Source organism: Pseudomonas sp. H2_D02, from assembly GCF_054677635.1.
Genome location: NZ_CP162816.1, coordinates 4,081,785 through 4,106,313, shown reverse-complemented (window position 1 = coordinate 4,106,313; position 24,529 = coordinate 4,081,785). Strand labels below are relative to the sequence as shown.

Here is a 24,529-nt window from a genome sequence, read left to right as displayed (position 1 = left end):
CCTCTCGTCGAGAGGGTGCGGAGTCCATCAGTCTCCCTTGCGTATGGTGGCCACTTCGTCGGCGCGGACCCGGACTTTCTTGCCCGAAATGTCTTCGAACTCGTAGAAGCCATCGGCGGTACGGGTATTGGGCGTGTCCTCGGTCAAATACTGGGTACCGTTCTGCAGCGTCACCACGGTGGGTGTCGCACAGCCGGCCAAAGCCAGGAACGCGATGGCAGCCAGGGGCAGGCCCAGAAACCTGATGTTCATAATCCATAACCTCTTGATCAGAAGGGCGTGGCCGGTCTGATTCGACCGGGCCATCACTGAGTTAACCGCCATTTGTCCCGCTTGCCGTAGGAAAGTTCATCGCCGCTTGAGGGATTTCACCTTTAATAGTAGGAGACCGCTCATCTTTTGCAGTTGCCTGGGGTCTCGGTAACTGATATCTGTACGCATAACCAGTATCCAGCTTTTGTGGCCCCGCTCCCGTGACAGCCAACCCCCTCGACGATCCCTTCTATTACCTGAACAACTTCCAACGCGTACTCGCCTGGCTGAGCCAGCGTTACGGTGATGTGCTCAGCGTTGAAGAACAGCAATTCATCGATGCTTTCGCGGCCCTGCCGCGTTCGTCCCAAGGCCTGTTGGTGCGGTTGGTGATGCGTAAGGGCCTGCATTTTCGCCACAGCAAGCTTCACTACGCGGAGATCGGCGAGATCAGCGCCGCCGTAGCGCCGTTGTTGGCGCTGGGTTGGGTCGAGGAGCACGCCAATCTGAGCCTGGTCGAGCTGTTCGATGTGCTGCTCAAGCCGGAAATCCTCCTGTGCCTGGGGCACTTGATCGAGCAGCCCAAGGCAAGAAAGACCGAGTGGTTGCTGGCCCTGGCCGATTGCTTCAGCGAACCCCAGCCATTTCGCGACTGGTGCCCACAGCTTGAAGAACGGCTGTTCAGTATCACGGTCATGGACCTGTGCGATCGTCTGCGACTGATGTTTTTTGGCAACCTCTACCAGGATTGGTCGGAGTTCGTGCTGGCGGACCTGGGCATCTTTACCTATGAAACCGTCGAGTTCAGCGCTGAATCCCGGGGGTTGCGCAGCCGCGAGGACATCGATGCCTGCCTGTTCCTGCATGAATGCCAGCAACGCTTCGAAGCCGGCGAACCGCTCGAAACGATCGCCGATCACGTCAGCGCGTTGGTCTTGGACAATCCTTGGCTGGAGCGACGCCGAGGCAAATTGCTGTTCCAGATGGGCCAGCATGGCGAGCGCATCGGCGATTTTGCCTTGGCGTTGTGTATTTATCGCGACTGCACTTATCCCGGCGCGCGGCTGCGGATGATTCGTGTGCTGGAGCGCATTGGCGAATACACGCTGGCCCTCGAATTGGCCGAGACGGCGGTGCAATCGCCGCAAAGCGCGGCGGAGTGCCAGGCCTTGCTGCGGATCGTGCCCCGGCTGCGGCGCAAGCTGGGTGGCCCGCCGGTGCCGCGAGCCGTCGCCCGGGAAGTGGAACGGTTGGATCTGCAGTTGCCTCGCGTCGATCCCATGTTGTCGGTGGAATATTGCGTCCAGGCCCACCTGCATGAAGAAGCCGCTCCGGTGCATTACGTCGAGAACAGCCTGGTCAATTCGCTGTTCGGCCTGCTGTGCTGGCCGGCGATTTTCGCGCCGCTGCCGGGGGCTTTTTCCATCCGTTCCAGCGCGGGCCGGTGGACCTGCTCAACGAAGATTTCCATGAGCGCCGCGCCGAGCTGTTCGCGGTGTGCTTCGCCGAGTTGGATGACGGTCGCTACCGGGACACCATCCGCCGTCGTTACGTGCAAAAGTGGGGCGTACAGTCACCGTTCGTATTCTGGGGCTCGCTGTCCGAGGCGCTGCTGGATCAGGCCCTCGACTGCCTCCCGGCGGAACACCTCAAGCACTGGTTCAACCGCCTGTTGCTGGACATCAAGGCCAACCGCGCCGGCATGCCCGACCTGATCCAGTTCTGGCCGCAGCACAAGACCTATCGCATGATCGAAGTCAAAGGCCCCGGCGATCGCTTGCAGGACAACCAACTGCGCTGGCTGGAGTTTTGCCATGAGCACCGGATGCCCGTCGCCGTCTGTTACGTGCAATGGGCGGAGCAGGGTGCATGACCGAGGTGCCGAGCTACAGCATTGCCGTGCGGGCGTTGTGTGAGTTCACCGCCAAGGTCGGCGACCTGGATTTGCGCTTCACGCCGTCTCCCACCGCGCTGGAGGGGATTGTCGGCCACCGCACCGTGGCCTCGCGGCGCAGCGAGGGCTATCAGGCCGAGGTGAGCCTCGAAGGCATTTACCACACCTTGCGGGTCAAGGGCCGGGCAGACGGCTACGATCCTGGGCGTAATTGCCTCGAAGAGGTCAAGACCTACCGGGGCGACCTGGGCAAGCAACCGGACAACCATCGCCAGTTGCATTGGGCCCAGGCGAAGATCTACGGCTGGCTGATGTGCCAGAAATTGCAGTTGTCACAGATTGACGTCGCATTGGTGTATTTCGACATCGTCAGTGAAAAGGAAACCTGCCTGACCCACAGCTTCGAAGCATCGCAGCTCCAGGTATTCTTCGAGCAGCAGTGCGCCCTGTTCCTGGCCTGGGCCGAACAGGAATTGCACCATCGCCAGGCGCGCAACCGCGGCGCCCAGGCTCTGGCCTTTCCCCATGCCGGCTTCAGGCCCGGGCAACGGCACTTGGCCGAGTCGGTGTTCAAGGCCGTCAGTACCGGTCGTTGCCTGATGGCCCAGGCGCCGACCGGGATCGGCAAGACCGTTGGCACGCTGTTCCCGATGCTCAAGGCTTTGGCGCCCCAGCGACTGGACAAGGTGTTCTTTCTCACGGCGAAAACCCCAGGACGCAAATTGGCCCTGGACGCGGCCCGGCTGATTACGGACAGCGCCCCGGCCATGCCGTTGCGGGTATTGGAAATGATCGCCCGGGACAAGGCCTGCGAGCATCCGGACAAAGCCTGCCATGGCGAATCGTGCCCGTTGGCCCGTGGTTTTTATGATCGCCTGCCACAGGCCCGTGCGGCGGCGAGCCAGGTAACGCTGCTGGATCAGGCCGCCTTGCGCGACATTGCGCTGGATCACGACATCTGCCCGTACTACCTGAGCCAGGAAATGGCCCGTTGGGCCGACGTGGTGGTGGCTGACTACAACTATTACTTCGACTTCAGTGCCTTGCTCTTCGGGCTCGCCCAGGCCAATGGCTGGACCGTCGCCACCTTGGTGGACGAAGCCCACAACCTGGTGGAGCGCGGACGGCAGATGTACAGCGCGACCCTCGACCAGGCCGCGTTGACGGCGCTGTTGAAGACGGCTCCCGAGCCGCTGAAGAAAGCCCTGCAAAAGGTCAATCGCCAGTGGAACGCTCTTCATGCGCCACAGGTTGCCGCTTACCAGGCCTATGAAAAACCGCCGGACAAATTGCTCCAGGCATTGGGAGCCTGCACGACCGCTATCGGTGATTACCTCAACGACCATCCGCAGGGCTTGGATAGCGGCCTGCAAGCCTTCTATTTCGACGCCTTGCAGTTCGGCCGGGTCGCCGAGTCGTTCGATGAGCACTTCCTGTTCGACATCCACAAGCGCGAATCCGCGCGCCAACGCAGCTTCTCCGCGCTGTGCCTGCGCAACGTGGTGCCGGCTGGTTTCCTGCGGCCCCGGTTCACCGCGTCGCGCAGCAGTGTGCTGTTTTCCGCGACCCTGAGCCCCCGACGCTACTACGCCGACATGTTGGGTACGCCAGCGGACACGGTGTGGATCGATGTCGAATCGCCGTTCCAGGCCGAACAGCTGGATGTCCAGGTGATCAGCCGGATTTCCACCCGGTTTGCCCATCGCCAGGCCTCCCTCGAACCGATCGTCACGTTGATGGCCCGCCAGTTTGACGAGCGTCCCGGTAATTACCTGGCGTTCTTCAGCAGCTTCGATTACCTGCAGCAGGTGGCGGGATTGTTTGCCGAGCGATTCCCGCACATTGCCACCTGGAGCCAATCGCGTGGCATGGGGGAAGCGCCCCGGCAAGCGTTTGTCGACCGGTTCATGGAGCACAGCCAGGGCATCGGCTTTGCGGTGCTGGGCGGTGCGTTCGGCGAAGGGATCGACCTGCCGGGCTCGCGCCTCATCGGCGCATTCATCGCGACCCTGGGGCTGGCGCAGTTCAACCCGGTCAACGAACAGATCAAGCAGCGCATGGCGGCCATTTTTGGCGATGGCTACGATTACACCTACTTGTATCCCGGCCTGCAGAAAGTCGTGCAGGCGGCTGGCCGCGTCATTCGCACCCAGCAGGATCGCGGGGTGGTGATGCTGATCGATGACCGGTTCGCAGAGACCAAGGTGCAGCGTTTGCTGCCGCTGTGGTGGTCAGTCAGGCCAGAACAACGCCCCCCAACCTGCGAGCTTGCTCGCGAAAGCGGTGGGTCAGCTGCAGTGATGTTGGATGTGCGGACGCCTTCGCGAGCAAGCTCGCTCCCACAGGTTTTGCGGTACACATGAATTTTGTGCCTGCTGAAGATCCATTGTGGGAGCGAACTTGCTCGCGAAAGCAGAGGGTCAGTTTGCAGTGATGTTGGATGTGCGGACGCCTTCGCGAGCAAGCTCGCTCCCACAGGTTTTGCGGTACACATGAATTTTGTGCCTGCTGAAGATCCATTGTGGGAGCGAGCTTGCTCGCGAAAGCAGAGGGTCAGTTTGCGTGATGTTGAATGTGCCGACGCCTTCGCGAGCAGGCTCGCTCCCACAGGTTTTGCGGTACACATGAATTTTGTGCCTGCTGAAGATCCATTGTGGGAGCGAGCTTGCTCGCGAAAGCAGAGGGTCAGTTTGCAGTGATGTTGAATGTGCTGACGCCTTCGCGAGCAGGCTCGCTCCCACAAGGATTTCCATTACCCCACGTAAATCAGGTTTTTCCTGACGCGACACTTGTTCCATACTCCACGCAAATTCCCTCGGATGCCTCGGCCGACATGCTTGAGAACGACCCCAAGACCCTCCGCATCAACGAAGAACAGCGCTTTCGCCTGTTGATCGACGCGGTGGTCGACTATGCCATCTACATGACCGATCCGTCGGGGATCATCACCAGTTGGAACTCCGGCGCCCGGCGCTTCAAGGGCTACGAAGAGTCGGAAATCCTGGGGCAGCATTTTTCGCGCTTCTACACCGAGCAGGACCGTGCCGACGGCCTTCCGCAGCGGGCACTGGACACGGCAGTGCGCGAAGGGCGCTTTGAAGGCGAAGGCTGGCGCGTGCGCAAGGACGGCACATTGTTCTGGTCCCACGTGGTGATCGATCCGATCATCGACAGCCAGAGCGGCACATTGCTCGGCTTCGCCAAGATCACCCGCGACCTGACCGATCGCAAGATGGCCGAGGAAACCCTAAAGCAAAGCGAACAACAGTTTCGTCTGCTGGTGCAGAGCGTCACCGACTATGCCATCTACATGCTTGACCCTGACGGCCGCGTGACCAACTGGAACCAAGGCGCGCAGCGCATCAAGGGATATCTGCCGGCCCAGGCCATCGGCCAGCATTTCTCGATGTTCTATACCCCCGAGGACCGCGAAGCGGGTGAGCCGCAGCGCGCCCTGAGTGTCGCCGCCACCGTGGGGCGTTTCGAAAAGAGGGGGTGGCGGGTGCGTAAGGATGGCACGCGGTTCATGGCCCATGTGGTCATCGATGCGATCCGCAGCGACACCGGCACCTTGCTCGGATTTGCCAAGATCACCCGCGATATCACCGACGCCACGAAGGCCCAAGAGGCACTGGAGCAAGCCCGCGAGGCCCTGTTCCAATCGCAGAAACTACAGGCCATCGGACAACTCACCGGGGGCATTGCCCATGACTTCAATAACCTGTTGACGGTGATCCTCGGCAACCTGGAAATCGTCCGCAAGCGCATGCCCAACGAGCCGAAGCTCGCCCAGTTGCTGGACAACGCCACCCAGGGCGCGCTGCGGGGTGTTTCGCTGACCCAGCGCATGCTGGCCTTTGCCCGTGCGGCAGAAACTGACCTCCGAGCCGGTGGAATTGGTCGCGCTGGTGCAGGGCATCAGTGGCTTGCTGCAAAGCTCACTCGGGCCGTCGATCCATATCCAGGCCCAATTTGCCGAGGCCTTGTCGCCGGTGCTGGCCGACGTCAACCAGTTGGAACTGGCGATCCTCAACCTGGCGACAAACGCCCGGGACGCCATGCCGCAAGGCGGTCGAATACTGATCCAGGCGCAGGAACGGTTGGGAGAGGAGGTCGGAGCACCGGACAGGCCGCTGGCGCCTGGACGCTATGTCTGCCTGGCGATCACCGACGAAGGCGAGGGGATGGATGAGGCGACACTGGCCTTGGCCGTCGATCCGTTTTTTACCACCAAGGGCGTCGGCAAGGGCACCGGCCTGGGGCTGTCCATGGTCCACGGCCTGGCCGAGCAGTTGGGCGGTCGGCTGCTGCTCAAGAGCGAAAAAGGCGTCGGTACCACCGCTGAGCTGTGGCTGCCGGTCGCTGGCGACGCGGTAGCGGACAAGCCTCCGACCATCGAAACCGCGGCCCCGCCGGTCAATGGGCTGAGGGTGTTGATCGTGGATGATGACAGCCTGGTCCTGACCAGTACTCGGTTGCTCATTGAAGACCTCGGCCACCAAGTTCTCTGCGCGTCATCGGGCGCCCAGGCGTTGGAGCTGTACGAGCGCAACCAGGATTTCGACCTGGTGATTACGGACATGGCCATGCCACAGATGGACGGGGCGCAACTGGCGAAGCTGCTGCGCGACCGTCAGCCGACCCTGCCGATCATCCTGGCTACCGGGTACGCCGAACGGCTGGAGGGCTTCGCCACGCAACTGCCACGGTTGATCAAGCCGTTCAAGCAAATTGATCTGGTGCAGGTCATCGGGCAGACGATGAAATAAGTGTCCATCAGCGGCTACTGGGTGTTTTTCCTGAACCCGCGCAAGTTCATCGCGCACAGGCAGAACTGCAGGACGATCAATGCGTAGGCGTTTGTGTGCAGGCCCCAGATCACCCAGAGGATGTTGCTGACGATAAAACAACTGAACCCCGCCACTCGTCGACGGGGCTGGCGCGAGCCGATCAGCCAGGCGGCCAGCACCGTGACGGCCATCGCTGGCCATTGAACCCATCCCAGATAATCCACGCTTTTTTCCTCTTGCCTTTGATGCTCTACAGACCTTGGCGATGGCGTGAAATGCGTTTTTTTTAGCGCTTTCAGAACGGACCCAGTTTGAGCGGGTATTGAATGACGATGTACACCCTGTCGATGTCATCGCCGGCCTGGGCGCTGTTGGCGCGGTGGGTGACGTGGGAGAGCTGCAGCGACAGGTCCTTGGCCGGGCCTGACGGCACGATGTAGCGCAGATCGAGGTCGCGTTCCCAATGGCGACCGCCGTCACCCTGTTGCGGGCTGAAGGTTGCGGAATAGGCGCCGCCTTGGGGGGCATGGCTGCCATCGATACCGCTTCCCCTCACGTAGCGGGCCATGAAATTCAGGCCGGGGATGCCTAGGGCGCCCAGATCGAAGTCGTAGCGCGCTTGCCAGGAGCGTTCGCCCGGGCCGTTGAAATCGGCATACTTGATCGAGTTGGCGAGGTAGATGGAGTCGCCGCCGACGAAATCGAAAGGCGTGTCGCCGTGGACTTTCTGATAGGCCAGGGTGAACGCCTGGGCGTCGAGCCGGTATTTGCCGGAGAGGCTGAAAGCGGTGTTGTCGATGCTGCCTGCACTGGCCTGACCATGGTCGCGGGTGTAATACAGGTTGCCGTCCAGGAACAGGTCGCCAACCGTCGAATGCAGGTTGCCGTAGTACTGGCGCCAGGTGTCGCTCAGTTCCGAGGCATAGAGCGCGCCGCCCACCGTGCTGCCGCTGAACAGATCGGCGCCGATGAAATCGATGCTGGCGTGGCGGGTGGTCGCCCCGTAGCCGGAAAAATCGCCCCTGGCGGTGGACGCGTCCTGATTCTTGAACGCACTGAAATGGCCGGCCTGCAAATCGACCTCATCGAATTCCCGACTGGTGAGCAGCGCGCCGCTGGCGTATTCCGGTTGCAGGCGTTTGTCCGCTGTATCGAATACCGGTGTCGCCACGGTCATTTCACCGAGTGCCAGGGTGGTGCGCGATACCTTGAGTTTCAGCGCGCCGCCCGCACTGGAATATTCATCCTCGCTGCGACCGTCGTCGTCCAGCGGCAACAACCCGGTGCCGGCATGGCCCTTGCCACCGTCCAGCTTCAAACCCAGGAAACCATGGACGTCGACGCCTACGCCGACGGTGCCCGGCGTGAAGCCCGACTCGAATGTGGCGATGAATCCCTGGGCCCATTCCTGCTTGTAGTTCTTGCCCGACGGGCTCGGGGAGCGGTAGTCGTTATTGAGGTAGAAGTTACGGCTGAGGATCTCTAGCGATGCCCCGTCCAGGAATCCCGGCGCGGTTTGTGCGGCAATCGCCGGGGCATGCCCGGCGAGCAAGGCGAGGAGCAGGAGCGGCTTCGAAGCGGTTGTCGTTTGCCTGGCTGCGCAGGTGTTTTTTGAGGCGGGCGGCATGCGTGCTTTCCGTGTGAAAGAATTGAAGAGTCGGACTAGGCGGGCTGCGCGCGTAGCACCCGCGACCGCCAGGCAAACGGACTGATGCCTTCGCTGTCGGTGAAGATGTGGCAGAAATGCGCCTGGTCGCAAAAGCCGCATTCCTGACTGATTTGCGTCAGGGTCAGGTCGCTGGTCTGCATCAGGTGCTTGGCCCGGATGATGCGCTGGGCACGGATCCAGGCTTGTGGGGACTGCCCGGTGCTGCACTTGAACGCCCTGGAAAAATGGCTGCGGGACAGGGCGCAGGCCTCGGCCAGCCGGGCAATTTCCAAGGTGTCGCTCAGGCCGTCCAGGATCATCGCCTTGACCCGTTTTTCTCGCCAGGGCGAGAGGCCACCCGTGGTGGTCCGGCGTGCGGGACTGATGGGGGCGCTGTCGGCGACGAGCGATGCATGGGCCATGAGATGAATTCCGTGTCCACGGGAGACGTGCAGGCGTACCGCACGATCGGGTATGCGCCTCCCGCTTCAAAAAAGTCTGAACGAAGAGGCATTCTTGGTGAGGTCACGTGGACGTGCGAGTTAAACGTTGTTAATTGCGTTTCACCTCAGCGTCGCCGGGCCGCAAGTCAGCACATGGCTGCAATTTCCCAGGGGCAGGCGCGTGCATGATCGGCACCGTCTGGCTGCTGGAAGGGTGGCCGTTTGCTGACTTGGTCAAGGTGAATGATGAAACGATCTCTGGTACGCACATTACGCGGGGCAGGCCTGGCATTGGCACTGGCGTCCGACGTCGCCATGGCCCAGGCGCCGCTCCAAGGCACCCAGGTGCCCGGCTACTACCGGTTGGCGGTGGGCGATTACGAAGTGACGGCGCTGTTCGACGGCTATAACGATCTGTCGCCCAAGCTGCTCCAGGGGATGACCCAGGATCAGGTCCGCGCGTTGCTGGCCCGCCGCTCGATTGAAACGCCCGGCGTACAGACCGCGTTTAACGCGTTCCTGGTCAATACCGGCAAGCAATTGATCCTGGTGGACACCGGCGCCGGCCAATGCATCGGCGCCACCGCCGGGATGCTCTCGGCCAACATGCGTGCCGCTGGCTATCGCCCGGAGCAGGTCGACGCCATCCTGCTGACCCATTTGCACCTGGACCACGTCTGTGGCCTGGTGGATGACAAGCAACAACCGATATTCGCCAACGCCACGGTCTACACGGCTAAGGCCGAAGCCGACTACTGGCTCGATCCACAAGCGCTGGCCAAGGCGCCCGCCGGTGCCCGCGAGTTCTTCAAGATCGCCCAGGATTCCACCGCGCCCTACGTCGCGGCCGGTCGCTTCAAGACGTTCGCCAATGGTCAGGCACCGGTGCCTGGCGTCGATGTCCAGCTCGAGGCCGGGCATACCCCGGGCAGTACCACTTATCGCTTCACGTCCAATGGCCAGAGCATCCTGTTCATGGGGGACCTGGTGCATAACCTGGCGGTGCAGTTCGAACACCCCGAGGTATCGATTCGTTTCGACGTCGACAATCAGCAGGCGATCAAGAGCCGCGCCAAGGTGTTCAAGGACGCGGCGACCAGCAAGACCTGGGTCGCGGCGGCGCATCTGCCGTTTCCGGGCGTGGGCCACATCACCGCGGTCGACAAGCATTTCCAATGGGTGCCCGTCGAATACGGGCCTTACCAGCGGGCGGCAAAGGTGCCGATGATCGAATAAGCATTTGATTTGCGACAGCGGTCACACGATCAACGGGCCTGACGGCACTCCAGAAAGCGGGGCCCGTGCCGACTCAGAGGGTATTGCCTATAGTTTCTGCTTCACAGGGACGCCCGCTGCCGCGACGGAACATGATCATGACCCCACCTTCATCCTCTCCAACCTTCCGGTCCCTTGGTTGCGCTGAATGCCGCGACCATGAGGCGCTGGGGTTCGATTTCACCATGGCATTCCAGCCCATCTTCAATGTCCGCACGCGGTCCGCGTTTGCCTATGAGGCGCTGGTCCGGGGCGTGAACGGCGAATCGGCAGCCCACATCCTCGGGCTTGTGAACGACAGCAACCGTTACCGATTCGACCAGGCGTGCCGTGTGAAAGCGATCGAAGAGGCCGCGCGGCTGGGGATCCTGGACATTCCCGATTGCCTGCTCAGCATCAATTTCCTGCCCAACGCCGTGTATCGGGCCGAGACCTGCATACGGGCGACGTTGGAGGCGGCGCGTCAAAGCAATTTCCCGTCGAACCGGCTCATGTTCGAAGTCACGGAAGGCGAACGGGTCGATGATCCCGACCATCTCAAATCGATTTTCCAGGAGTACGAACGCCAGGGTTTTACCACCGCCATCGACGATTTCGGTTCCGGCTACTCCGGGCTGAACCTGCTGGCACTGTTCCAACCCCAAGTGCTGAAGATCGACATGGCGTTGACCCGAGGCATCGACCAGGACCCGGTCAAACGGGCCATCGTCGATGGGATCCTCCTGGTCGCCAATCGGTTGGGGATTACCGTCATCGCCGAGGGCGTCGAGACGCCGGAAGAAAGCGCCGCGCTGCTGGCGCTGGGCATCGAGCTGATGCAGGGGTTTCTGTATGCGCGGCCAGAGATCGGTCGGCTGGCGGTGGGGCGGTTCGAATAAGCGTGCGTTCGTCCCCGTAGGAGCTGCCGAGCGAAGCGAGGCTGCGATCTTTGGATCAAAAGATCGTCCGAACGCGGCCCGAGGCTTCGCCAGCTCCTACAGGGTATGTTTCAAGGTCGGGATTGTGCTGACGGTGCTGGCGACAACGGCGGCGTCCGCGGCGGAGTCATCCGTTTCGATCCCAGCGACTCGAAGGCCGAAGCCAGTTGCAACAGTTTCGAGTCGTCATAGGCCCGGCCGGCGAACGTCAAGCCGACGGGCATGCCGATGTCCGCCATGACGCCCATCGGCACGGTGACGGTGGGCACGCCCAGGTGGCGGATGGCGAGGTTGCCATTGGCGACCCAGACCCCGTTGCTCCAGGCGATGTCGGCGGACGCTGGGTTGACGTCCGCATCCGCTGGCCCGACATCCGCCACGGTGGGGAAGATCACCGCATCCAGGCCCAGCCGTGCCATCCAATCCTCCAGATCGATCCGGCGGGTCTCTTCGAGGCCGCGCAAGCCCTCGGGCAGGGTGGGGATCTGGTCCCACGGCGTGATGCCGCGCTGGGCCATCTTCACGTACTCGTCCATGCCGGCGGCCAGGTCGTCCTCGCGGTTGGGCAGGGTGCCGGGGTCGTGGGGGAAAATCAGCGGTCCGTCGACGTCCGCCAGGCGATTGAGTTTCGGATCGCCGTTGGCCCGCAGGAAGTCATCGAACGCCCAGGCCGACAGGTCCCACAACTCATGGTGCAGGAATTCCTTGGACACCAGGCCACGGGTGAACACGGTCGGCGCGCCGGGACGGTCGCCCTCGCAGTTGGACACCAGCGGGAAATCCACCTCGATCACTTCGGCGCCTCGGGCCTCCAGGGCCTTGCGTGCGGCTTCCCACAGGGCAATCACCGAGGGGCGCGTGATGATGCGCTGCCCCGTCGGGCCACCGATGCCAGGTTTCTCAGCGGTGCCCGCCTCGGGATCGGCATTGATGTACATGCGCGGAACGCCCAGGCGCACGCCCGCCAGCGTTTCCGGTTTGGCGGCAAGGCTTGGATAGGAGGCGGGACGAACCGAATCGACGGGAGGAATCGGCACCCAGGGTTGCAGGCGCCACAGGTCGCCTCGGGTCTCAGGGTCGTTTGCCACCACCACGTCCAGCACTTCGAGCAGGTCGGCCATGGTCCTGGCGTAGGGCACGACCACGTCCATGGTCGGTGTCAGCGGCCAGTTGCCACGCACCGAGATCACCCCGCGCGACGGCGTGTAGGCACACAAGCCATTGTTCGAGGCCGGGCCGCGTCCGCTGGACCAGGTTTCTTCAGCCAGGCCGAAGGCGGCGAAGCTGGCGGCGGTGGCGGTGCCCGCACCGTTCGAAGAGCCCGAGGCGAAAGGCGCCGTGAGGTAGGCGGCGTTGTAGGGGCTTTCGGCCCGGCCATACACGCCACGCTGCATGCCGCCGTTCGCCATGGGCGGCATGTTGGTCTTGCCCAGGCAGATGGCCCCGGCGGCGCGCAGCCGCTCGATGGTGAAGGCGTCGCGATAGGCGATCAGGTCCTTGAAGGCCGGGCTGCCGGAGGCGGCGGTCAGGCCCTTCACCAGGTAACTGTCCTTGGCCGTGTAGGGAATGCCGTCGAGTGGACCCAAGGTCTGGCCCGCGGCGCGACGGGCATCGGAGGCCTTGGCTTCTTCCAGTGCAGCGGGGTTGCGAACCACCACGGCGTTGAGCGCGGTGGGCGTTTCGGGGCCGTCGTAGGCATCGATCCTGGCCAGGTAGGCCTGGACCAACTCGACCGCCGTGGTCTGGCCGGATTCGAGCGCAGCCCGGAGTTGGGCGATGGAGACTTCGGTGATTTCAATCATGCTGTGACCGCTGCGGCTGGTGAATGACGTGAGGCGAGGCTCGGTTCGAACGGAGTTCTGTTGGCTTCACGTCTTTCGAAATGGATTCTGACATCGGGTGGAGACTGTACTACGAGCGTGACTTGAGGGCACAGCCATTCACAAGATTAACGGTTATCCGTGGCGAGGGGATTTATCCCCGTTGGGCTGCACAGCAGCCCTTCAAGCAGTTTTTCTGAGGCATCAGGCTGTCACCATCAGGGCCGCAGCCCAGCGGGGATAAATCCCCTCGCCACGAGGTTATGCGCCGGTAAAGATGCTCGACAAAAAGCGGGTCTTTCGCTCGTATGCGGAAAACCCTATATTCGCGCCACCCTCTATGAGCCCCTACCATGACTATCAAAATCGGCATCAACGGTTTCGGCCGCATCGGGCGCCTTGCCCTGCGTGCGGCCTGGGGCTGGCCTGAGTTCGAATTCGTGCAGATCAATGATCCGGCGGGCGACGCGGCGACCCACGCCCATCTGCTCAACTTCGATTCGGTGCACGGTCGCTGGCACCGTCAGGCCGACGCCGAGGGCGACAAGCTGGTCATCGACGGCCAGCGGATCAACGTCACCGCCAACAAGGCGATCACCGACACCGACTGGTCGGGTTGCGACGTGGTGATCGAGGCCAGCGGCAAGATGAAAACCGTCGCGGTGCTCCAGGCTTATCTGGACCAAGGCGTGAAGCGCGTGGTGGTCAGCGCCCCGGTGAAAGAGCCGGGCGCGTTGAACATCGTCATGGGCGTCAACCACCAACTGTTCAAGCCAGAACAGCATCGCATCGTCACTGCCGCTTCGTGCACCACCAATTGCCTGGCGCCCGTGGTGAAGGTGATCCACGAAAAACTCGGTATTCGCCACGGCTCGATCACCACCATTCATGACCTGACCAATACCCAGAGCATTCTTGACCAGCCGCACAAGGACCTGCGCCGCGCCCGGGCCTCGGGCATGAGCCTGATTCCCACCAGCACCGGCTCGGCCACCGCCATCGCCGAGATCTTCCCGGAGCTGCGCGGACGCCTCAACGGCCATGCCGTGCGCGTGCCGTTGGCCAATGCGTCGCTGACCGATTGCGTTTTCGAGGTCGAGCGCGCCACCACGGTCGAGGAAGTGAACCGCTTGCTCAAGGACGCCGCTGAAGGCGAGCTCAAGGGCATTCTCGGTTTCGAAGAGCGACCACTGGTGTCCATCGACTACCGCACCGATCCGCGTTCCTCGATCATCGATGCGCTGTCGACCCTGGTCATCAACGGCACCCAGGTCAAACTCTATGCCTGGTACGACAACGAATGGGGCTACGCCAACCGTACCGTCGAACTGGCCCGGATGGTCGGCCTGGCGGGCTGAGGAGGGGCGATGAAAGTCTTGTCGGCCCTTGCGCCAGAAGTGCGGCAGTACTTGCTCGTCACGGGCAATTACTGGGCGTTCACCTTGACCGACGGCGCCCTGCGCATGCTGGTCGTGCTGCACTTCCACGCGTTGGGCTACAGCCCTTTGCAGATTGCCGCGCTGTTCCTGTTCTACGAGTTCTTTGGCGTGATCACCAACCTGCTGGGCGGCTACCTGGGCGCACGACTGGGCCTGAACCGGACGATGAACATCGGTTTGGGCCTGCAGGTTGCAGCGCTGCTGATGCTGACGGTGCCTTCCGCGCTCCTGACCATCGCCTGGGTGATGAGCGCCCAGGCATTGTCCGGCATCGCCAAGGACCTGAACAAGATGAGCGCCAAGAGCTCGATCAAGCTGTTGGTGCCGGATGGGCAGCAGGGCACGCTTTATCGATGGATCGCGATCCTCACCGGCTCGAAGAACGCGCTCAAGGGCGTTGGTTTCTTCCTCGGCGGAGCGCTGCTCGCCGTGCTCGGTTTCCAAGGGGCGTTGCTGGCGATGGCGGCGGTGCTGGCGCTGATCTGGGCCGGTAGCCTGATCCTGCTGAAAAAAGACCTGGGCAGGGCGAAAGCCAAGCCGAAGTTTCGCGACATCCTTTCCAAAAGTCGGGCGATCAACGTGCTGTCAGCGGCGCGGATGTTCCTGTTCGGCGCCCGGGACGTGTGGTTCGTGGTGGCCTTGCCGGTTTACCTGAGCAGTGTCTTTGGCTGGGATTTCTGGACAGTCGGCGGTTTTCTCGCCACCTGGGTCATCGGCTACGGCATCGTGCAGTCCCTGGCGCCGAACCTCACTGGAAAGAAGCGCGGGCAAGTGCCGGATGGACGCGCCGCTTGCCTCTGGGCGCTTGCGCTGGCGGGTCTCCCGGCAATCATTGCGCTGGGGCTGTCTCATCAAGCGGTGCTGTTGGGCGGGCTCATGGTCTTTGGTGCGCTGTTCGCGGTGAATTCGTCGCTGCACAGCTATTTGATCGTGGCGTATGCCAAGGAAGACGGTGTGTCGCTGGACGTGGGTTTCTACTACATGTCCAACGCCCTCGGTCGGTTGGCCGGGACGGTGCTGTCCGGCTGGGTGTACCAGGCGCACGGATTGGGGGCGTGCCTGTGGCTGTCGAGTGCATTCGTGGTGGTGGCCGCCCTGGTTTCCCTCGCATTGCCTCGGCATGGGCAGCCCACGACGGTCAATCCTTGATGCCCTTCAGACTCCGTTAAGAAACGGGCTCGATACTCCTCCCCATCAGCCTTGGGGAGAACGTCGGCTCATGCCCGATTTCGATTGGAACATCCACTTGCCACTGGCCTTCGGCGACGCCGGCCAAGGGCTCCGCCATTTGCACAGGGGCCTGCCGGCGACACCCTCGGCGCGGCGAATTCGAAACTTTTATCCAGCAGCGTTTCCGCCAGGTCCATGGCGCCGACATTCGGCACTTCCTGCCGGAGCTGTTCGGGCTCGATGACCCCAGTGGAGCGCTCTGTGCCGTGGCGGGCGTACGCCGCGCCGCGCAAGGGGCGCTGTTCCTGGAGCGCTACCTGGACGAGCCCATCGAACCCTTGATCAGCGCCGCGGCCGACCGCCCGGTGGACCGTGCCGGCATCGTCGAGGTGGGCAACCTGGCCGCCAGCGACACCGGCAGCGCTCGGTTGAGCATCATCGCGATCACTTATCTGCTGGCCATGGGCGGCCTGGAGTGGGTCGCGTTCACCGGCAACATCGGCCTGGTCAACAGCTTCCATCGCCTCGGCCTCAAGCCCGTGACCTTATGTTCGGCCGATCCGCAGCGCCTCGGCGAGGAGCGTCACCTCTGGGGCCGCTACTACGACAGCCAACCGTGGCTCCATGTTGGCAATATTCGCGCCGGCTTCATCCATCTGCGCAACACCGGCCTGTTCAATCGCCTGGGACTGCCAACCCATCTTGGGGAAACCTGCCATGTCGCCTGAAATGGAGCGCTTCAAGAACACGTTGCGCGGCCATGCGCAGCGGCGGGGGCATGCGATCGCGTTGTGGGGCGATGGTTCGCAGCTCGACTACGCGACGCTTTACGCTGAAGTGGTCTACCGCCAGCAACGTCTGCGCGAGGAAAACGCCCAGGTCGTCGCCCTGGCCCTGGACAATGGCATCGAAGCGATCCTCTGGGACCTTGCGGCGCTGTTCGAAGGGCTGACCTGCGTGATCCTGCCCGGGTTTTTCAGCCAGGCGCAGCGGCGTCACTGCCTGGAGCAGAGCCAGGCTGAACGGGTGCTCGCCGAGCCCGGGTTCGATGTCGAGTTGCGAGCTGCCGGCTACCGGCACAGCGGCGAATTCTGGCGCCGGACGTTCGACGGCCCAGGTCGCATGCCGGCGGGCACCGCCAAGTTGACGTTCACCTCCGGCACCACCGGCACGCCGAAAGGAGTGTGCCTGAGCGCCGAAAATTTGTTGCGCGTGGCGCGGGAACTGGAGCAGGCCAGCCAACCGGTCGAGGCCAGGCATCACTTGGCGTTGCTGCCCCTGGCCATCCTGCTGGAAAACCTCGGCTGTTACGCGGCGTTGTATGCCGGTGCAATGGTGAGCCTGCCAAGCCAGAAGACACTCGGCATCCAGGGTGCCAGCGGGGTCGAGCCGGCGCGGCTGTTGAGTTGTCTGGCGGAACGGCGTGCGCAGAGCCTGATCCTGGTCCCGCAATTGTTATTGCTGCTGGTCACGGCTGCCGAGCAGAAGATGTTCAACCCTCATGTGCTGCGGTTTGCCGCCGTGGGCGGTGCGCGGGTGTCCCACGATCTGCTGCAAAGGGCCCAGCGTCTCGGCTTGCCGGTCTATGAAGGTTATGGACTGTCGGAATGCGCCTCGGTGGTGTGCCTGAATCGACCACAGGCCCATCGCGCCGGCAGCGTCGGCCAGCCGTTGCCCCATGTGCAGGTGCGCCTGGCCGAGGACGGCGAAGTCCTGATCAAGGGTTCGACCCTGCTCGGTTACTTGGATGAGCCGCCGCGCACCAGCCAGTGGTGGCCCAGCGGCGACCTGGGCGAATTCGACGAGGACGGGTTTCTTTACCTGCGCGGCCGCAAGAAGCATCAGTTCGTCACCAGTTTCGGGCGCAACGTCAATCCCGAATGGGTTGAAGCCGAACTCACCCAGGGCGGCGACATCGCCCAGGCCTTCGTTTATGGCGAAGCCATGCCCCACAACCATGCGCTGCTCTGGCCCAACCGTGCCGACTGCTCCGACCAGGCGCTTGCGCTGGCTGTGGCCAAGGCCAATGACACGCTGCCCGATTACGCCCGGGTCCATCGCTGGACGCGCCTGGACCAACCTTTCAGCGCCGCCAATGGCCTGCTCACCGCCAACGGCCGTCCGCGCCGCGAGGCCATTGTCGAGCAGTACCGAGCGCTGCTCACCGACCCCGTTCAGTCCGAGGAATCCTGATCATGAGTTTTTTCGACACCCTGCAAGAAGCCACCCGCCAGGAACGCCAGACGCTGTTCAACCTGCCGATCATCCGTGACGCCCTGGAGGGCCAGGTCAGCCTGGGGAGCTACCGCAGCTTCCTGATCCAGGCTTATTACCACGTCCGTCATACCGTGCCGTTGATGATGGCGTGCGGAGCGCGCCTGCCCACGCACCTGGAATGGCTGCGCAAGGCTGTCTGCGAGTACATCGAGGAAGAATACGGCCACGAGCAATGGGTGCTGGATGACATCGCCGCGTGCGGTGGCGACAAGGACGCGGTGCGCAACGGCCAGCCGTCGCTGCCCATCGAATTGATGGTCAGCTACCTCTATGACCTGATCGCCCGAGGCAACCCGGTTGGCCTGTTCGGCATGGTCAACGTGCTCGAAGGCACCAGCATTGCCCTGGCGACGCATGCCGCCGACAGCATCCGCCAGCGCCTGGAACTGCCCGCGACGGCGTTCAGCTACCTCAGTTCCCACGGTTCGCTGGACATCGAGCACATGCAGACCTACCGCGCCTTGATGAACAGGCTGGACGATCCGGCGGATCAGGCGGCGGTGGTTCACGCCTCCAAAGTGGTGTACCGCTTGTACACCGATATGTTCCGGGGCCTGCCTCACCATGGGGAGTCTGAACATGCGCCTGTGTGATGCACGTGTGGTGCTGACCGGGGCCAGTGGCGGGATCGGCCTGGCGATCGCCACTGCCCTGTGCGCCAGTGGTGCGCGGGTGCTGGCCGTGGCCAGGCACAACGAAGCCTTGCTGCCGCTGATCGAGCGCTACCCCCGGCACTTGTGCTGGATCGGCGCCGACCTGACTTTCCTGGCCGATCGACGCAAGGTGCTGGCCGCCGCCGAAGCCATCGGCGGCATCAACCTGTTGATCAATGCCGCCGGCGTGAATCACTTCGCCATGCTCGAACAACTCGACGACAGTGAGATCACTGCCATGCTGGCGGTGAACATCAGCGCGCCGATCTGCCTGACCAAGCTGCTGCTCCCGCTGCTCAAGCAAGCGGACAGCGCCATGGTCGTCAATGTCGGCTCGACCTACGGCTCCATCGGTTATCCCGGCTACGCCAGTTATTGCGCCAGCAAGTTTGCCTTGCGCGGGTTTTCCGAAGCCTTGCGCCGGGAGTTGGCCGATACCCGTGTCGGCGTGCTCTACGTGGCGCCACGGGCCACCCGCACCTCGATGAACAGCCCGGCGGCCGACGCGCTCAATCGTGCGCTCAAGGCCAATGTCGACGACCCGCAAACCGTTGCGTCCGCGGTGATCCACGCGATTATCGGCGACCGTCGCGAGCTCTATCTGGGCTGGCCCGAACGCTTCTTCGTCGGCCTCAACAGCCTGCTGCCCAACCTGGTGGACCGTGGCCTGCGCAAGCAACTGCCGCTGGTTCGCCGCCTCAGTCACAAACCCGAGAACGAGCACCTCAAGCCATGAAAAAAATCCTCGCTTGCCTGTTGATCAGCGCCTTGAGCCAAAGTGTCTGGGCGCTGGAAGCGGCTGACCAGCAACGCCTCAGTGACATCCAGCAGCGCTGGGCGCACATCCAATACGAGTTGCCCGAAGGCCAGCGCGCCGAAGCGTTCGAACAACTCGCCACCCAGGCGTCGGCATTCACACAGCAACGCCAATCCGTGGCCGAGGCGTGGATCTGGTCTGGCATCGTCAACAGCAGTTGGGCCGGCGCCAAGGGTGGTATCGGTGCTCTTGGCAAGGTCAAGGACGCCAAGGGCGACCTGGAAAAAGCCTTGGCCCTCGATCCCAAGGCACTGCAAGGTTCCGCTTACACCAGCCTCGGCGCACTTTACGACCGAGTACCGGGCTGGCCCCTGGGCTTCGGTGATTCGGACAAGGCCGAGCAAATGCTCAAGCAGGCTTTGCAACTCAACCCCAACGGCATCGACAGCCTGTACTTCTGGGGCGATCACCTCTACCGTCAGAAGCGCTACAGCGAAGCCAAGGTGGCGCTTGAAAAAGCCTTGCAGGCCGCGCCGAGGCCAGGCCGGGAAACAGCCGATGCCGGGCGCCGCAAGGAAATCGACGCTTTACTGGTGGATGTGAACAAACGGCTGAACTGACGGGAGCGTGCGTTGCGTTTATTACTGATCGAAGACGACGTGGCCTTGGGCGAAGGCATCCGCCAGGCGCTGGTACGCGAGGGCTATACCGTCGATTGGGTGCAGGACGGCGGCAGCGCATTGCATTCACTGCTCAGCGAAGCCTTTGACCTGGCGGTACTTGATCTCGGCCTGCCGCGGATGGACGGGCTGCAAGTACTGCGGCGCTTGCGCGACAGCGGCTCCAACCTGCCGGTGCTGATCCTCACGGCGCGCGACGCCACCGAAGACCGCATCGCCGGGCTGGATGCCGGCGCCGACGATTACCTGGTCAAGCCTTTCGACCTGGCGGAACTCAAGGCCCGGCTCAGGGCCTTGTTGCGCCGCAGTGCCGGACGCGCCCAGGCGTTGATCGAACATGCCGGCATCAGCCTCAACCCGGTGACCCAGCAAGTCAGTTACCAAGGCAAGCCGGTGGCGCTGACGCCCAAGGAATATCAACTGCTCCATGAGCTGCTCTCGCCGCCGGGCCGGGTCATGACCCGTGACCATCTGATGCAACTGCTCTACGGCTGGAGCGAGGAAGCCGAAAGCAACACCCTGGAAGTGCACATCCATCACCTGCGCAAGAAATTCTCCACCGACTTGATCCGCACCCTCCGGGGTGTCGGTTATCTGGTGGAGGAGCGCCGATGAGCTCGATCCGGCGGCGTACCCTCACGCTGATTCTCGGCCTGTTGTTCCTTGGGCTATTGATCATCACTGTCTTCAACCTGCATGACAGCAATCATGAAATCGCCGAGGTCTACGATGCCCAGTTGGCGCAGAACGCCCGGCTGCTGCAAGGCGTCATGCGCATGCCGATGGCGAGCCAGGAACACGCGCAGTTGTACCAGGCGTTCAATTCAGCCCTGGGACAGGCGGCGCCCAGGGTCGATGGGCATCCCTACGAAAGCAAGATCGCTTTCCAGGTCTGGAATGCCCAGGGTTCGGTGCTGGTCCATACCTCCAGCGCACCGTCGTTCACCTCACCTCCGGGTGCCCCCGGTTTCAGCGAGGTCGTGGACCAGAAGAACCGCCGGTGGCGGGCATTCGTCCTCGACGACACGCAATACGGCTTGAAGATCTGGGTCGGTGAACGCGACGACGTGCGTGCCGACCTGGTCGATCGGATCGTGCGTCACACGGTTGTGCCCAACCTGATCGGCAGCGTGATTCTGGCCGCGGTGATCTGGCTGGCGATCGGCTGGGGCCTCAAGCCGTTGGTGGACATGGCGGCCAAGCTGCGCGCCCGGCATCCGGGCTCCCTGGAACCTTTGCAGTTGATGCCACTGCCGACGGAGCTTGAACCCATGCAAGCAGCACTCAATCGGGTATTGGCGCAGATCCAAGAGGTCATGGGTCGTGAGCGGCGTTTCATCGCTGATGCTGCCCATGAGATGCGCACGCCCTTGGCCGTGCTTCGCGTGCATGCGCAGAACCTGATGGAGGCGGGGAGCGAGCAAAGCCGTCGCGAGTCCTTGGAACATCTGGTCGCCGGTGTCGATCGCACCACGCGCCTGGTCAACCAACTGCTCACCATGGCGCGGCTTGAACCGCAGGCGACTGCCGATGCGGCGGTTCCCATCGATCTGCCGGCCACGGTGCGTGAGAGCCTGGTGCAGATGACGCCGTGGTTATTGAGCAAAGGGCTCGAGCCGGTGCTGGACATCAGCGATAACGTCGGTCCTGTTCGTATCGATCCGGTGGCCATCGATATCGCCTTGAACAACCTGGTGACCAATGCCGCGAATTTTTCGCCCGCGAACGGCACGATTACCGTGCGATTGGTCAAGAAGGGCGACCATTACGAGCTGTCCGTTGAAGATCAAGGGCCGGGCATCGACGAGGCCGAGCGTGAACGGCTGTTCGAACGGTTCTACAGCCGTGGCAATGACCAGGGCGCGGGGTTGGGCCTGACCATCGTGCGCACGATCGCCGATCGCCTGGGCGGTCAGGTCCGTTTGAAAAATCGCCCCGAAGGCGGGTTGTCCGCGACGCTGGAGATAGGTCGCTGTTGAGCGCGAAGCAGCCTATCTGCGATTCAGCTCCGTTGGCCCCCGGCGATTTTCCTGCGCGTTGAACACCAGCATCCCGGCCAGCATCGCCACCATGAACACCAGGACTTGCCAATGCCCGGTCAGCAGAATGGCGACAGCCGGGCCAGGACAGATACCGGCGATGCCCCAGCCGATGCCGAACACCAGGCTCCCGCCAATCAGCCGCCGGTCCAATTCGCGCTTGGCCGGTAGTTGCATCGGGTTGCCCAGCACGGAATGAGTGCGTTTGCGCGCCCACGCCAACGGGGCAATGGCGGTGCCAATCGCGCCGATCATCACCAGCGCCAGGGATGGATCCCAGGTGCCGGCAAGGTCCAGGAAACCCAACACTTTTTTCGGGTTGGCCATGCCCGCCAGGAGCAGGCCGAGGCCGAAGAGCAGGCCGGCGATGAGTGCCGTCAGTTTGCGCATGTTCAAAATCCCATCAGGTGGCGCAGGACAAACACAGTCGCAAAACCGCTGAGCATGAAACACGCCGTGGCAACCAACGAGCGCGGTGAAAGGCGTGACAGGCCGCAGACGCCGTGGCCGCTGGTACAGCCCGAACCGTAACGGGTACCGACACCCACCAACAGGCCCGCGACAGCGAGGCCGAACCCTCCACTCTGGAATTCGATCGGCGGCAACGTCGCAAACATCCCCCACAACAGCGGCGCGACGAGCAAGCCCAGCAGAAACAGGGCCTTTTCCCCAAGCCCCTCGCCGCCACGCTGCAGAAGGCTGCCGAGCAGGCCGCTGATGCCGGCGATCCGGCCGTTGGCGACCACGAACAGGCTGGCAGCCAGGCCGATCAACATACCGCCGGCCAGGGATGACCATGGCGTGAAGTTGAGCCAATCAAGATCCATCACCGTCCTCCGGCAACCACTAATCGTTTGCAAGCTGCCTGATGGCCGGCCCGTAAAGCAAGCGGCAAATGCTCAGCGAGGGGAAAAGCACGGCGGTCAGGGGCGAGGGCGGCGAATCGGGACGCGTTCATGGCTCATTTTCCTTGCTGGGGCAGGAAATGGTGGCTATCGGGCCTGCTGCTTATCGGCGGCGTTCCCAGGCGGTCGGAACCGTTGCTCCGCCGACCTTCGTGGCGCTCTCAATCAGTCTGCTGCGGCGCAATCACCCACAGGCTGCACGGCATCTTGTACAGCAGGCTTTCCAAGGTGCTGCCGATCAGTTTGTCCAGGCCGCTATGGCGCACGCGTCCCATGACGATGACGTCGATGTCATGGGCTCCGGCGTAACTGGCGAGCACCCTTGCCGGATCGCCCATGATCATGCGTCGTTGTTCCGGGGCGATGCCGTTGCGTTCAGCCAAGGCGTCGAACGCCTCGCCCTGGGACTCGTAGAGCTGTCGGGCCAGCGTGGATGAGAAGAAGGTCGAGCCGCTGCCAAAGCCGTATTCGGAGGCAGTGATGGAGGAAAGATCGTAGGCGTAGATGACTTCCAGTTCCGCATCGCAGCTCGCCGCCAGTTTGTTGGCTTCACCCAGGATCCGGTCATTGAGGCCTTGGTAGCGGCCGTCGCGATGGAACGGGTCGATGGCCGCGAGGATCTTGCGCGGGCGCGCGTGGGCCACTTTGTTGACGAAGTGCAATGGCACGTTGCACTCGCGCAACAAGTGCACGTCCAGCGGCGTGAACATCAGGCGCGAGAACCAGGATTCGGGATCCACCGTCTTGATCAGCGCCTCCATCGGCGTTTCCTTTAGGTGCACCAGGATTTCCTGCAGGGGACGCTCGACCCACGTCACTTCAGTCGTGACCTGAATGCCGAGCTTGCGCAAGGGCCTGGCTTTCTCTTCCAGCCAGTCGCGATGGCGCTCGATGTAGCCCAGGCGCATCTGTTCCAGCGCCTGCTCATTCACCAGCCCGGCCGTGGCCAGGCCTTCCAGATAATCAAAAGCAACGATGTGCAACGCGGCGCCTTCGGCCTGGGCAAGGGCGGCGGCCCGGTCAAACGCGGGGTTGTGTTCCATCAGTGGCGAAACCACCAGCATCAAGCGAGATTGCATGGACATGACATACCTCCTGGGCAAGGACCTGCCGGCGCGGTACGACGTCCGCGCGGGCATTGACTTGGTATCGATCATGGGCGCGCTGAGCCTTGGTGACTTGACTTGCGTCAAACACTCTTGAAAGCGCCGATCGACCTCGATGTCGAATGCGCCACAGCGAAACATTGATCATGGTCAATCCGCCCGGTTCAATCGGGCGCAGGCTGATGCTTGCTCCTCAAATCCAAGCTCACCCGTGATGAGAGGTTGGTCATGATTATTCGGCTCGAAGAGCAGCAGCCAGGAACGCGCTGCCTGGTGCATTTGGATGACTGGTGCGTGGACTTCAAGAACGTTGATGACGCGCTGTTGTTTACCAGGACGTTGCAGGCTCGAATCGACGCCCCCCATGTCTGGCCACAAGGCATGGTCACGCGCATGAATGGCGCACATATAGTGCAAGCGGCGCCCCTGCGAACGCCTGCTCACGTGTCGCCGTAGCACCACGG

General features: G+C 62.7%; 21 protein-coding genes and 3 pseudogenes. 16 read left to right on the top strand and 8 right to left on the bottom strand.

Features of this window, described 5'->3' with window-relative positions; genetic code table 11:
* Positions 1-27: 27 nt before the first annotated feature.
* Positions 28-252 (bottom strand): YgdI/YgdR family lipoprotein, encoded by a 225-nt coding sequence (locus AB4N42_RS18825; RefSeq protein ID WP_460115146.1) that lies wholly within the window; start codon positions 250-252, stop codon positions 28-30.
* 221 nt (positions 253-473) lie between these two features.
* On the opposite strand from AB4N42_RS18825, the pseudogene AB4N42_RS18820 reads away from it, so the two are divergent.
* From AB4N42_RS18820 to AB4N42_RS18810, 3 genes and pseudogenes are all read left to right on the top strand, one after another.
* Positions 474-2,125, top strand: a pseudogene (locus tag AB4N42_RS18820) (VRR-NUC domain-containing protein).
* On the top strand, positions 2,122-4,509 hold the full coding sequence (locus AB4N42_RS18815) for an ATP-dependent DNA helicase (RefSeq protein ID WP_258650845.1): 2,388 nt from the start codon (positions 2,122-2,124) through the stop codon (positions 4,507-4,509). The pseudogene AB4N42_RS18820 and the gene AB4N42_RS18815 overlap by 4 nt, the downstream one beginning before the upstream one ends.
* A 470-nt stretch (positions 4,510-4,979) precedes the next feature.
* Positions 4,980-6,915 (top strand): annotated as a pseudogene (locus tag AB4N42_RS18810) (hybrid sensor histidine kinase/response regulator).
* A gap of 14 nt (positions 6,916-6,929) precedes the next feature.
* On the opposite strand, the gene AB4N42_RS18805 reads toward AB4N42_RS18810, so the two are convergent.
* From AB4N42_RS18805 to AB4N42_RS18795, 3 genes are all read right to left on the bottom strand, one after another.
* Complete coding sequence (locus tag AB4N42_RS18805) at positions 6,930-7,160, bottom strand: hypothetical protein (protein WP_030138726.1); 231 nt, start codon at positions 7,158-7,160, stop codon at positions 6,930-6,932.
* 71 nt (positions 7,161-7,231) lie between these two features.
* Positions 7,232-8,563, bottom strand: coding sequence for an OprD family porin (locus tag AB4N42_RS18800; RefSeq protein ID WP_460115145.1), 1,332 nt, complete (start codon positions 8,561-8,563; stop codon positions 7,232-7,234).
* A gap of 35 nt (positions 8,564-8,598) precedes the next feature.
* On the bottom strand, positions 8,599-9,006 hold the full coding sequence (locus AB4N42_RS18795) for a helix-turn-helix domain-containing protein (protein ID WP_407683718.1): 408 nt from the start codon (positions 9,004-9,006) through the stop codon (positions 8,599-8,601).
* Positions 9,007-9,273: 267 nt separating this feature from the next.
* Between AB4N42_RS18795 and AB4N42_RS18790 the strand changes: the two genes are divergently transcribed.
* Together AB4N42_RS18790 and AB4N42_RS18785 are read left to right on the top strand one after the other, a co-directional pair.
* Positions 9,274-10,263: an MBL fold metallo-hydrolase gene (locus AB4N42_RS18790; protein ID WP_460115144.1), complete on the top strand. Its 990-nt coding sequence runs from the start codon at positions 9,274-9,276 to the stop codon at positions 10,261-10,263.
* Positions 10,264-10,400: 137 nt separating this feature from the next.
* Positions 10,401-11,180, top strand: a complete 780-nt coding sequence (locus AB4N42_RS18785) for an EAL domain-containing protein (RefSeq protein ID WP_030138730.1) — start codon at positions 10,401-10,403, stop codon at positions 11,178-11,180.
* A gap of 110 nt (positions 11,181-11,290) precedes the next feature.
* Here AB4N42_RS18785 and AB4N42_RS18780 read toward each other — a convergent pair whose 3' ends face one another.
* The gene (locus AB4N42_RS18780; RefSeq protein WP_323155034.1) at positions 11,291-13,021 is read right to left on the bottom strand and encodes an amidase; all 1,731 of its coding nucleotides are present in this window, start codon (positions 13,019-13,021) and stop codon (positions 11,291-11,293) included.
* 371 nt (positions 13,022-13,392) lie between these two features.
* Between AB4N42_RS18780 and AB4N42_RS18775 the strand changes: the two genes are divergently transcribed.
* The 9 genes and pseudogenes from AB4N42_RS18775 (at position 13,393) to AB4N42_RS18735 (ending at position 21,994) form a co-directional block, all read left to right on the top strand.
* Positions 13,393-14,397, top strand: a complete 1,005-nt coding sequence (locus tag AB4N42_RS18775; protein WP_198797312.1) for an ArsJ-associated glyceraldehyde-3-phosphate dehydrogenase — start codon at positions 13,393-13,395, stop codon at positions 14,395-14,397.
* Between the two features lie 9 nt (positions 14,398-14,406).
* Entirely contained in the window at positions 14,407-15,627 is a 1,221-nt protein-coding gene (gene arsJ, locus AB4N42_RS18770) for an organoarsenical effux MFS transporter ArsJ (RefSeq protein WP_407683715.1), read from the top strand.
* Positions 15,628-15,697: 70 nt separating this feature from the next.
* A pseudogene (locus tag AB4N42_RS18765) lies at positions 15,698-16,376 on the top strand (thermostable hemolysin).
* Positions 16,366-17,841, top strand: coding sequence for an AMP-binding protein (locus AB4N42_RS18760; RefSeq protein ID WP_460115143.1), 1,476 nt, complete (start codon positions 16,366-16,368; stop codon positions 17,839-17,841). Before AB4N42_RS18765 ends, AB4N42_RS18760 begins: the two are co-directional and overlap by 11 nt.
* 2 nt (positions 17,842-17,843) lie before the next feature.
* Complete coding sequence (locus tag AB4N42_RS18755; RefSeq protein ID WP_460115142.1) at positions 17,844-18,518, top strand: TenA family transcriptional regulator; 675 nt, start codon at positions 17,844-17,846, stop codon at positions 18,516-18,518.
* Positions 18,505-19,314, top strand: coding sequence for an SDR family oxidoreductase (locus AB4N42_RS18750; protein ID WP_030138737.1), 810 nt, complete (start codon positions 18,505-18,507; stop codon positions 19,312-19,314). The genes AB4N42_RS18755 and AB4N42_RS18750 overlap by 14 nt, the downstream gene beginning before the upstream one ends.
* Complete coding sequence (locus AB4N42_RS18745) at positions 19,311-19,955, top strand: tetratricopeptide repeat protein (RefSeq protein ID WP_460115141.1); 645 nt, start codon at positions 19,311-19,313, stop codon at positions 19,953-19,955. Before AB4N42_RS18750 ends, AB4N42_RS18745 begins: the two co-directional genes overlap by 4 nt.
* 12 nt (positions 19,956-19,967) lie before the next feature.
* Entirely contained in the window at positions 19,968-20,630 is a 663-nt protein-coding gene (locus AB4N42_RS18740; RefSeq protein ID WP_030138739.1) for a response regulator, read from the top strand.
* Positions 20,627-21,994, top strand: a complete 1,368-nt coding sequence (locus AB4N42_RS18735; RefSeq protein ID WP_460115140.1) for a sensor histidine kinase — start codon at positions 20,627-20,629, stop codon at positions 21,992-21,994. The genes AB4N42_RS18740 and AB4N42_RS18735 overlap by 4 nt, the downstream gene beginning before the upstream one ends.
* Before the next feature lie 12 nt (positions 21,995-22,006).
* On the opposite strand, the gene AB4N42_RS18730 is transcribed toward AB4N42_RS18735, so the two are convergent.
* The 3 genes from AB4N42_RS18730 to AB4N42_RS18720 form a co-directional block, all read right to left on the bottom strand.
* Entirely contained in the window at positions 22,007-22,444 is a 438-nt protein-coding gene (locus AB4N42_RS18730; protein ID WP_460115139.1) for a DUF6691 family protein, read from the bottom strand.
* Positions 22,445-22,446: 2 nt separating this feature from the next.
* On the bottom strand, positions 22,447-22,881 hold the full coding sequence (locus AB4N42_RS18725) for a YeeE/YedE family protein (RefSeq protein ID WP_198797320.1): 435 nt from the start codon (positions 22,879-22,881) through the stop codon (positions 22,447-22,449).
* A gap of 239 nt (positions 22,882-23,120) precedes the next feature.
* Positions 23,121-24,044, bottom strand: coding sequence for a universal stress protein (locus tag AB4N42_RS18720; protein ID WP_407683711.1), 924 nt, complete (start codon positions 24,042-24,044; stop codon positions 23,121-23,123).
* Between AB4N42_RS18720 and AB4N42_RS18715 the strand changes: the two genes are divergently transcribed.
* Both AB4N42_RS18715 and AB4N42_RS18710 read left to right on the top strand, forming a co-directional pair.
* Entirely contained in the window at positions 24,037-24,162 is a 126-nt protein-coding gene (locus AB4N42_RS18715) for a hypothetical protein (protein WP_460115138.1), read from the top strand. The genes AB4N42_RS18720 and AB4N42_RS18715 overlap by 8 nt on opposite strands.
* Before the next feature lie 131 nt (positions 24,163-24,293).
* Positions 24,294-24,521 (top strand): hypothetical protein, encoded by a 228-nt coding sequence (locus tag AB4N42_RS18710; RefSeq protein ID WP_460115137.1) that lies wholly within the window; start codon positions 24,294-24,296, stop codon positions 24,519-24,521.
* Positions 24,522-24,529: the final 8 nt, after the last annotated feature.

Coding starts and splice junctions, on each gene's coding strand:
- AB4N42_RS18745 (WP_460115141.1), top strand. CDS start 19,311: ATGAAAAAAATCCTCGCTTGCCTGTTGATCAGCGCCTTGAGCCAAAGT.
- AB4N42_RS18735 (WP_460115140.1), top strand. CDS start 20,627: ATGAGCTCGATCCGGCGGCGTACCCTCACGCTGATTCTCGGCCTGTTG.
- AB4N42_RS18755 (WP_460115142.1), top strand. CDS start 17,844: ATGAGTTTTTTCGACACCCTGCAAGAAGCCACCCGCCAGGAACGCCAG.
- AB4N42_RS18775 (WP_198797312.1), top strand. CDS start 13,393: ATGACTATCAAAATCGGCATCAACGGTTTCGGCCGCATCGGGCGCCTT.
- AB4N42_RS18720 (WP_407683711.1), bottom strand. CDS start 24,044: ATGTCCATGCAATCTCGCTTGATGCTGGTGGTTTCGCCACTGATGGAA.
- AB4N42_RS18800 (WP_460115145.1), bottom strand. CDS start 8,563: ATGCCGCCCGCCTCAAAAAACACCTGCGCAGCCAGGCAAACGACAACC.
- AB4N42_RS18825 (WP_460115146.1), bottom strand. CDS start 252: ATGAACATCAGGTTTCTGGGCCTGCCCCTGGCTGCCATCGCGTTCCTG.
- AB4N42_RS18725 (WP_198797320.1), bottom strand. CDS start 22,881: ATGGATCTTGATTGGCTCAACTTCACGCCATGGTCATCCCTGGCCGGC.
- AB4N42_RS18715 (WP_460115138.1), top strand. CDS start 24,037: ATGGACATGACATACCTCCTGGGCAAGGACCTGCCGGCGCGGTACGAC.
- AB4N42_RS18750 (WP_030138737.1), top strand. CDS start 18,505: ATGCGCCTGTGTGATGCACGTGTGGTGCTGACCGGGGCCAGTGGCGGG.
- AB4N42_RS18785 (WP_030138730.1), top strand. CDS start 10,401: ATGACCCCACCTTCATCCTCTCCAACCTTCCGGTCCCTTGGTTGCGCT.
- AB4N42_RS18780 (WP_323155034.1), bottom strand. CDS start 13,021: ATGATTGAAATCACCGAAGTCTCCATCGCCCAACTCCGGGCTGCGCTC.
- AB4N42_RS18710 (WP_460115137.1), top strand. CDS start 24,294: ATGATTATTCGGCTCGAAGAGCAGCAGCCAGGAACGCGCTGCCTGGTG.
- arsJ (WP_407683715.1), top strand. CDS start 14,407: ATGAAAGTCTTGTCGGCCCTTGCGCCAGAAGTGCGGCAGTACTTGCTC.
- AB4N42_RS18730 (WP_460115139.1), bottom strand. CDS start 22,444: ATGCGCAAACTGACGGCACTCATCGCCGGCCTGCTCTTCGGCCTCGGC.
- AB4N42_RS18790 (WP_460115144.1), top strand. CDS start 9,274: ATGAAACGATCTCTGGTACGCACATTACGCGGGGCAGGCCTGGCATTG.
- AB4N42_RS18795 (WP_407683718.1), bottom strand. CDS start 9,006: ATGGCCCATGCATCGCTCGTCGCCGACAGCGCCCCCATCAGTCCCGCA.
- AB4N42_RS18815 (WP_258650845.1), top strand. CDS start 2,122: ATGACCGAGGTGCCGAGCTACAGCATTGCCGTGCGGGCGTTGTGTGAG.
- AB4N42_RS18760 (WP_460115143.1), top strand. CDS start 16,366: ATGTCGCCTGAAATGGAGCGCTTCAAGAACACGTTGCGCGGCCATGCG.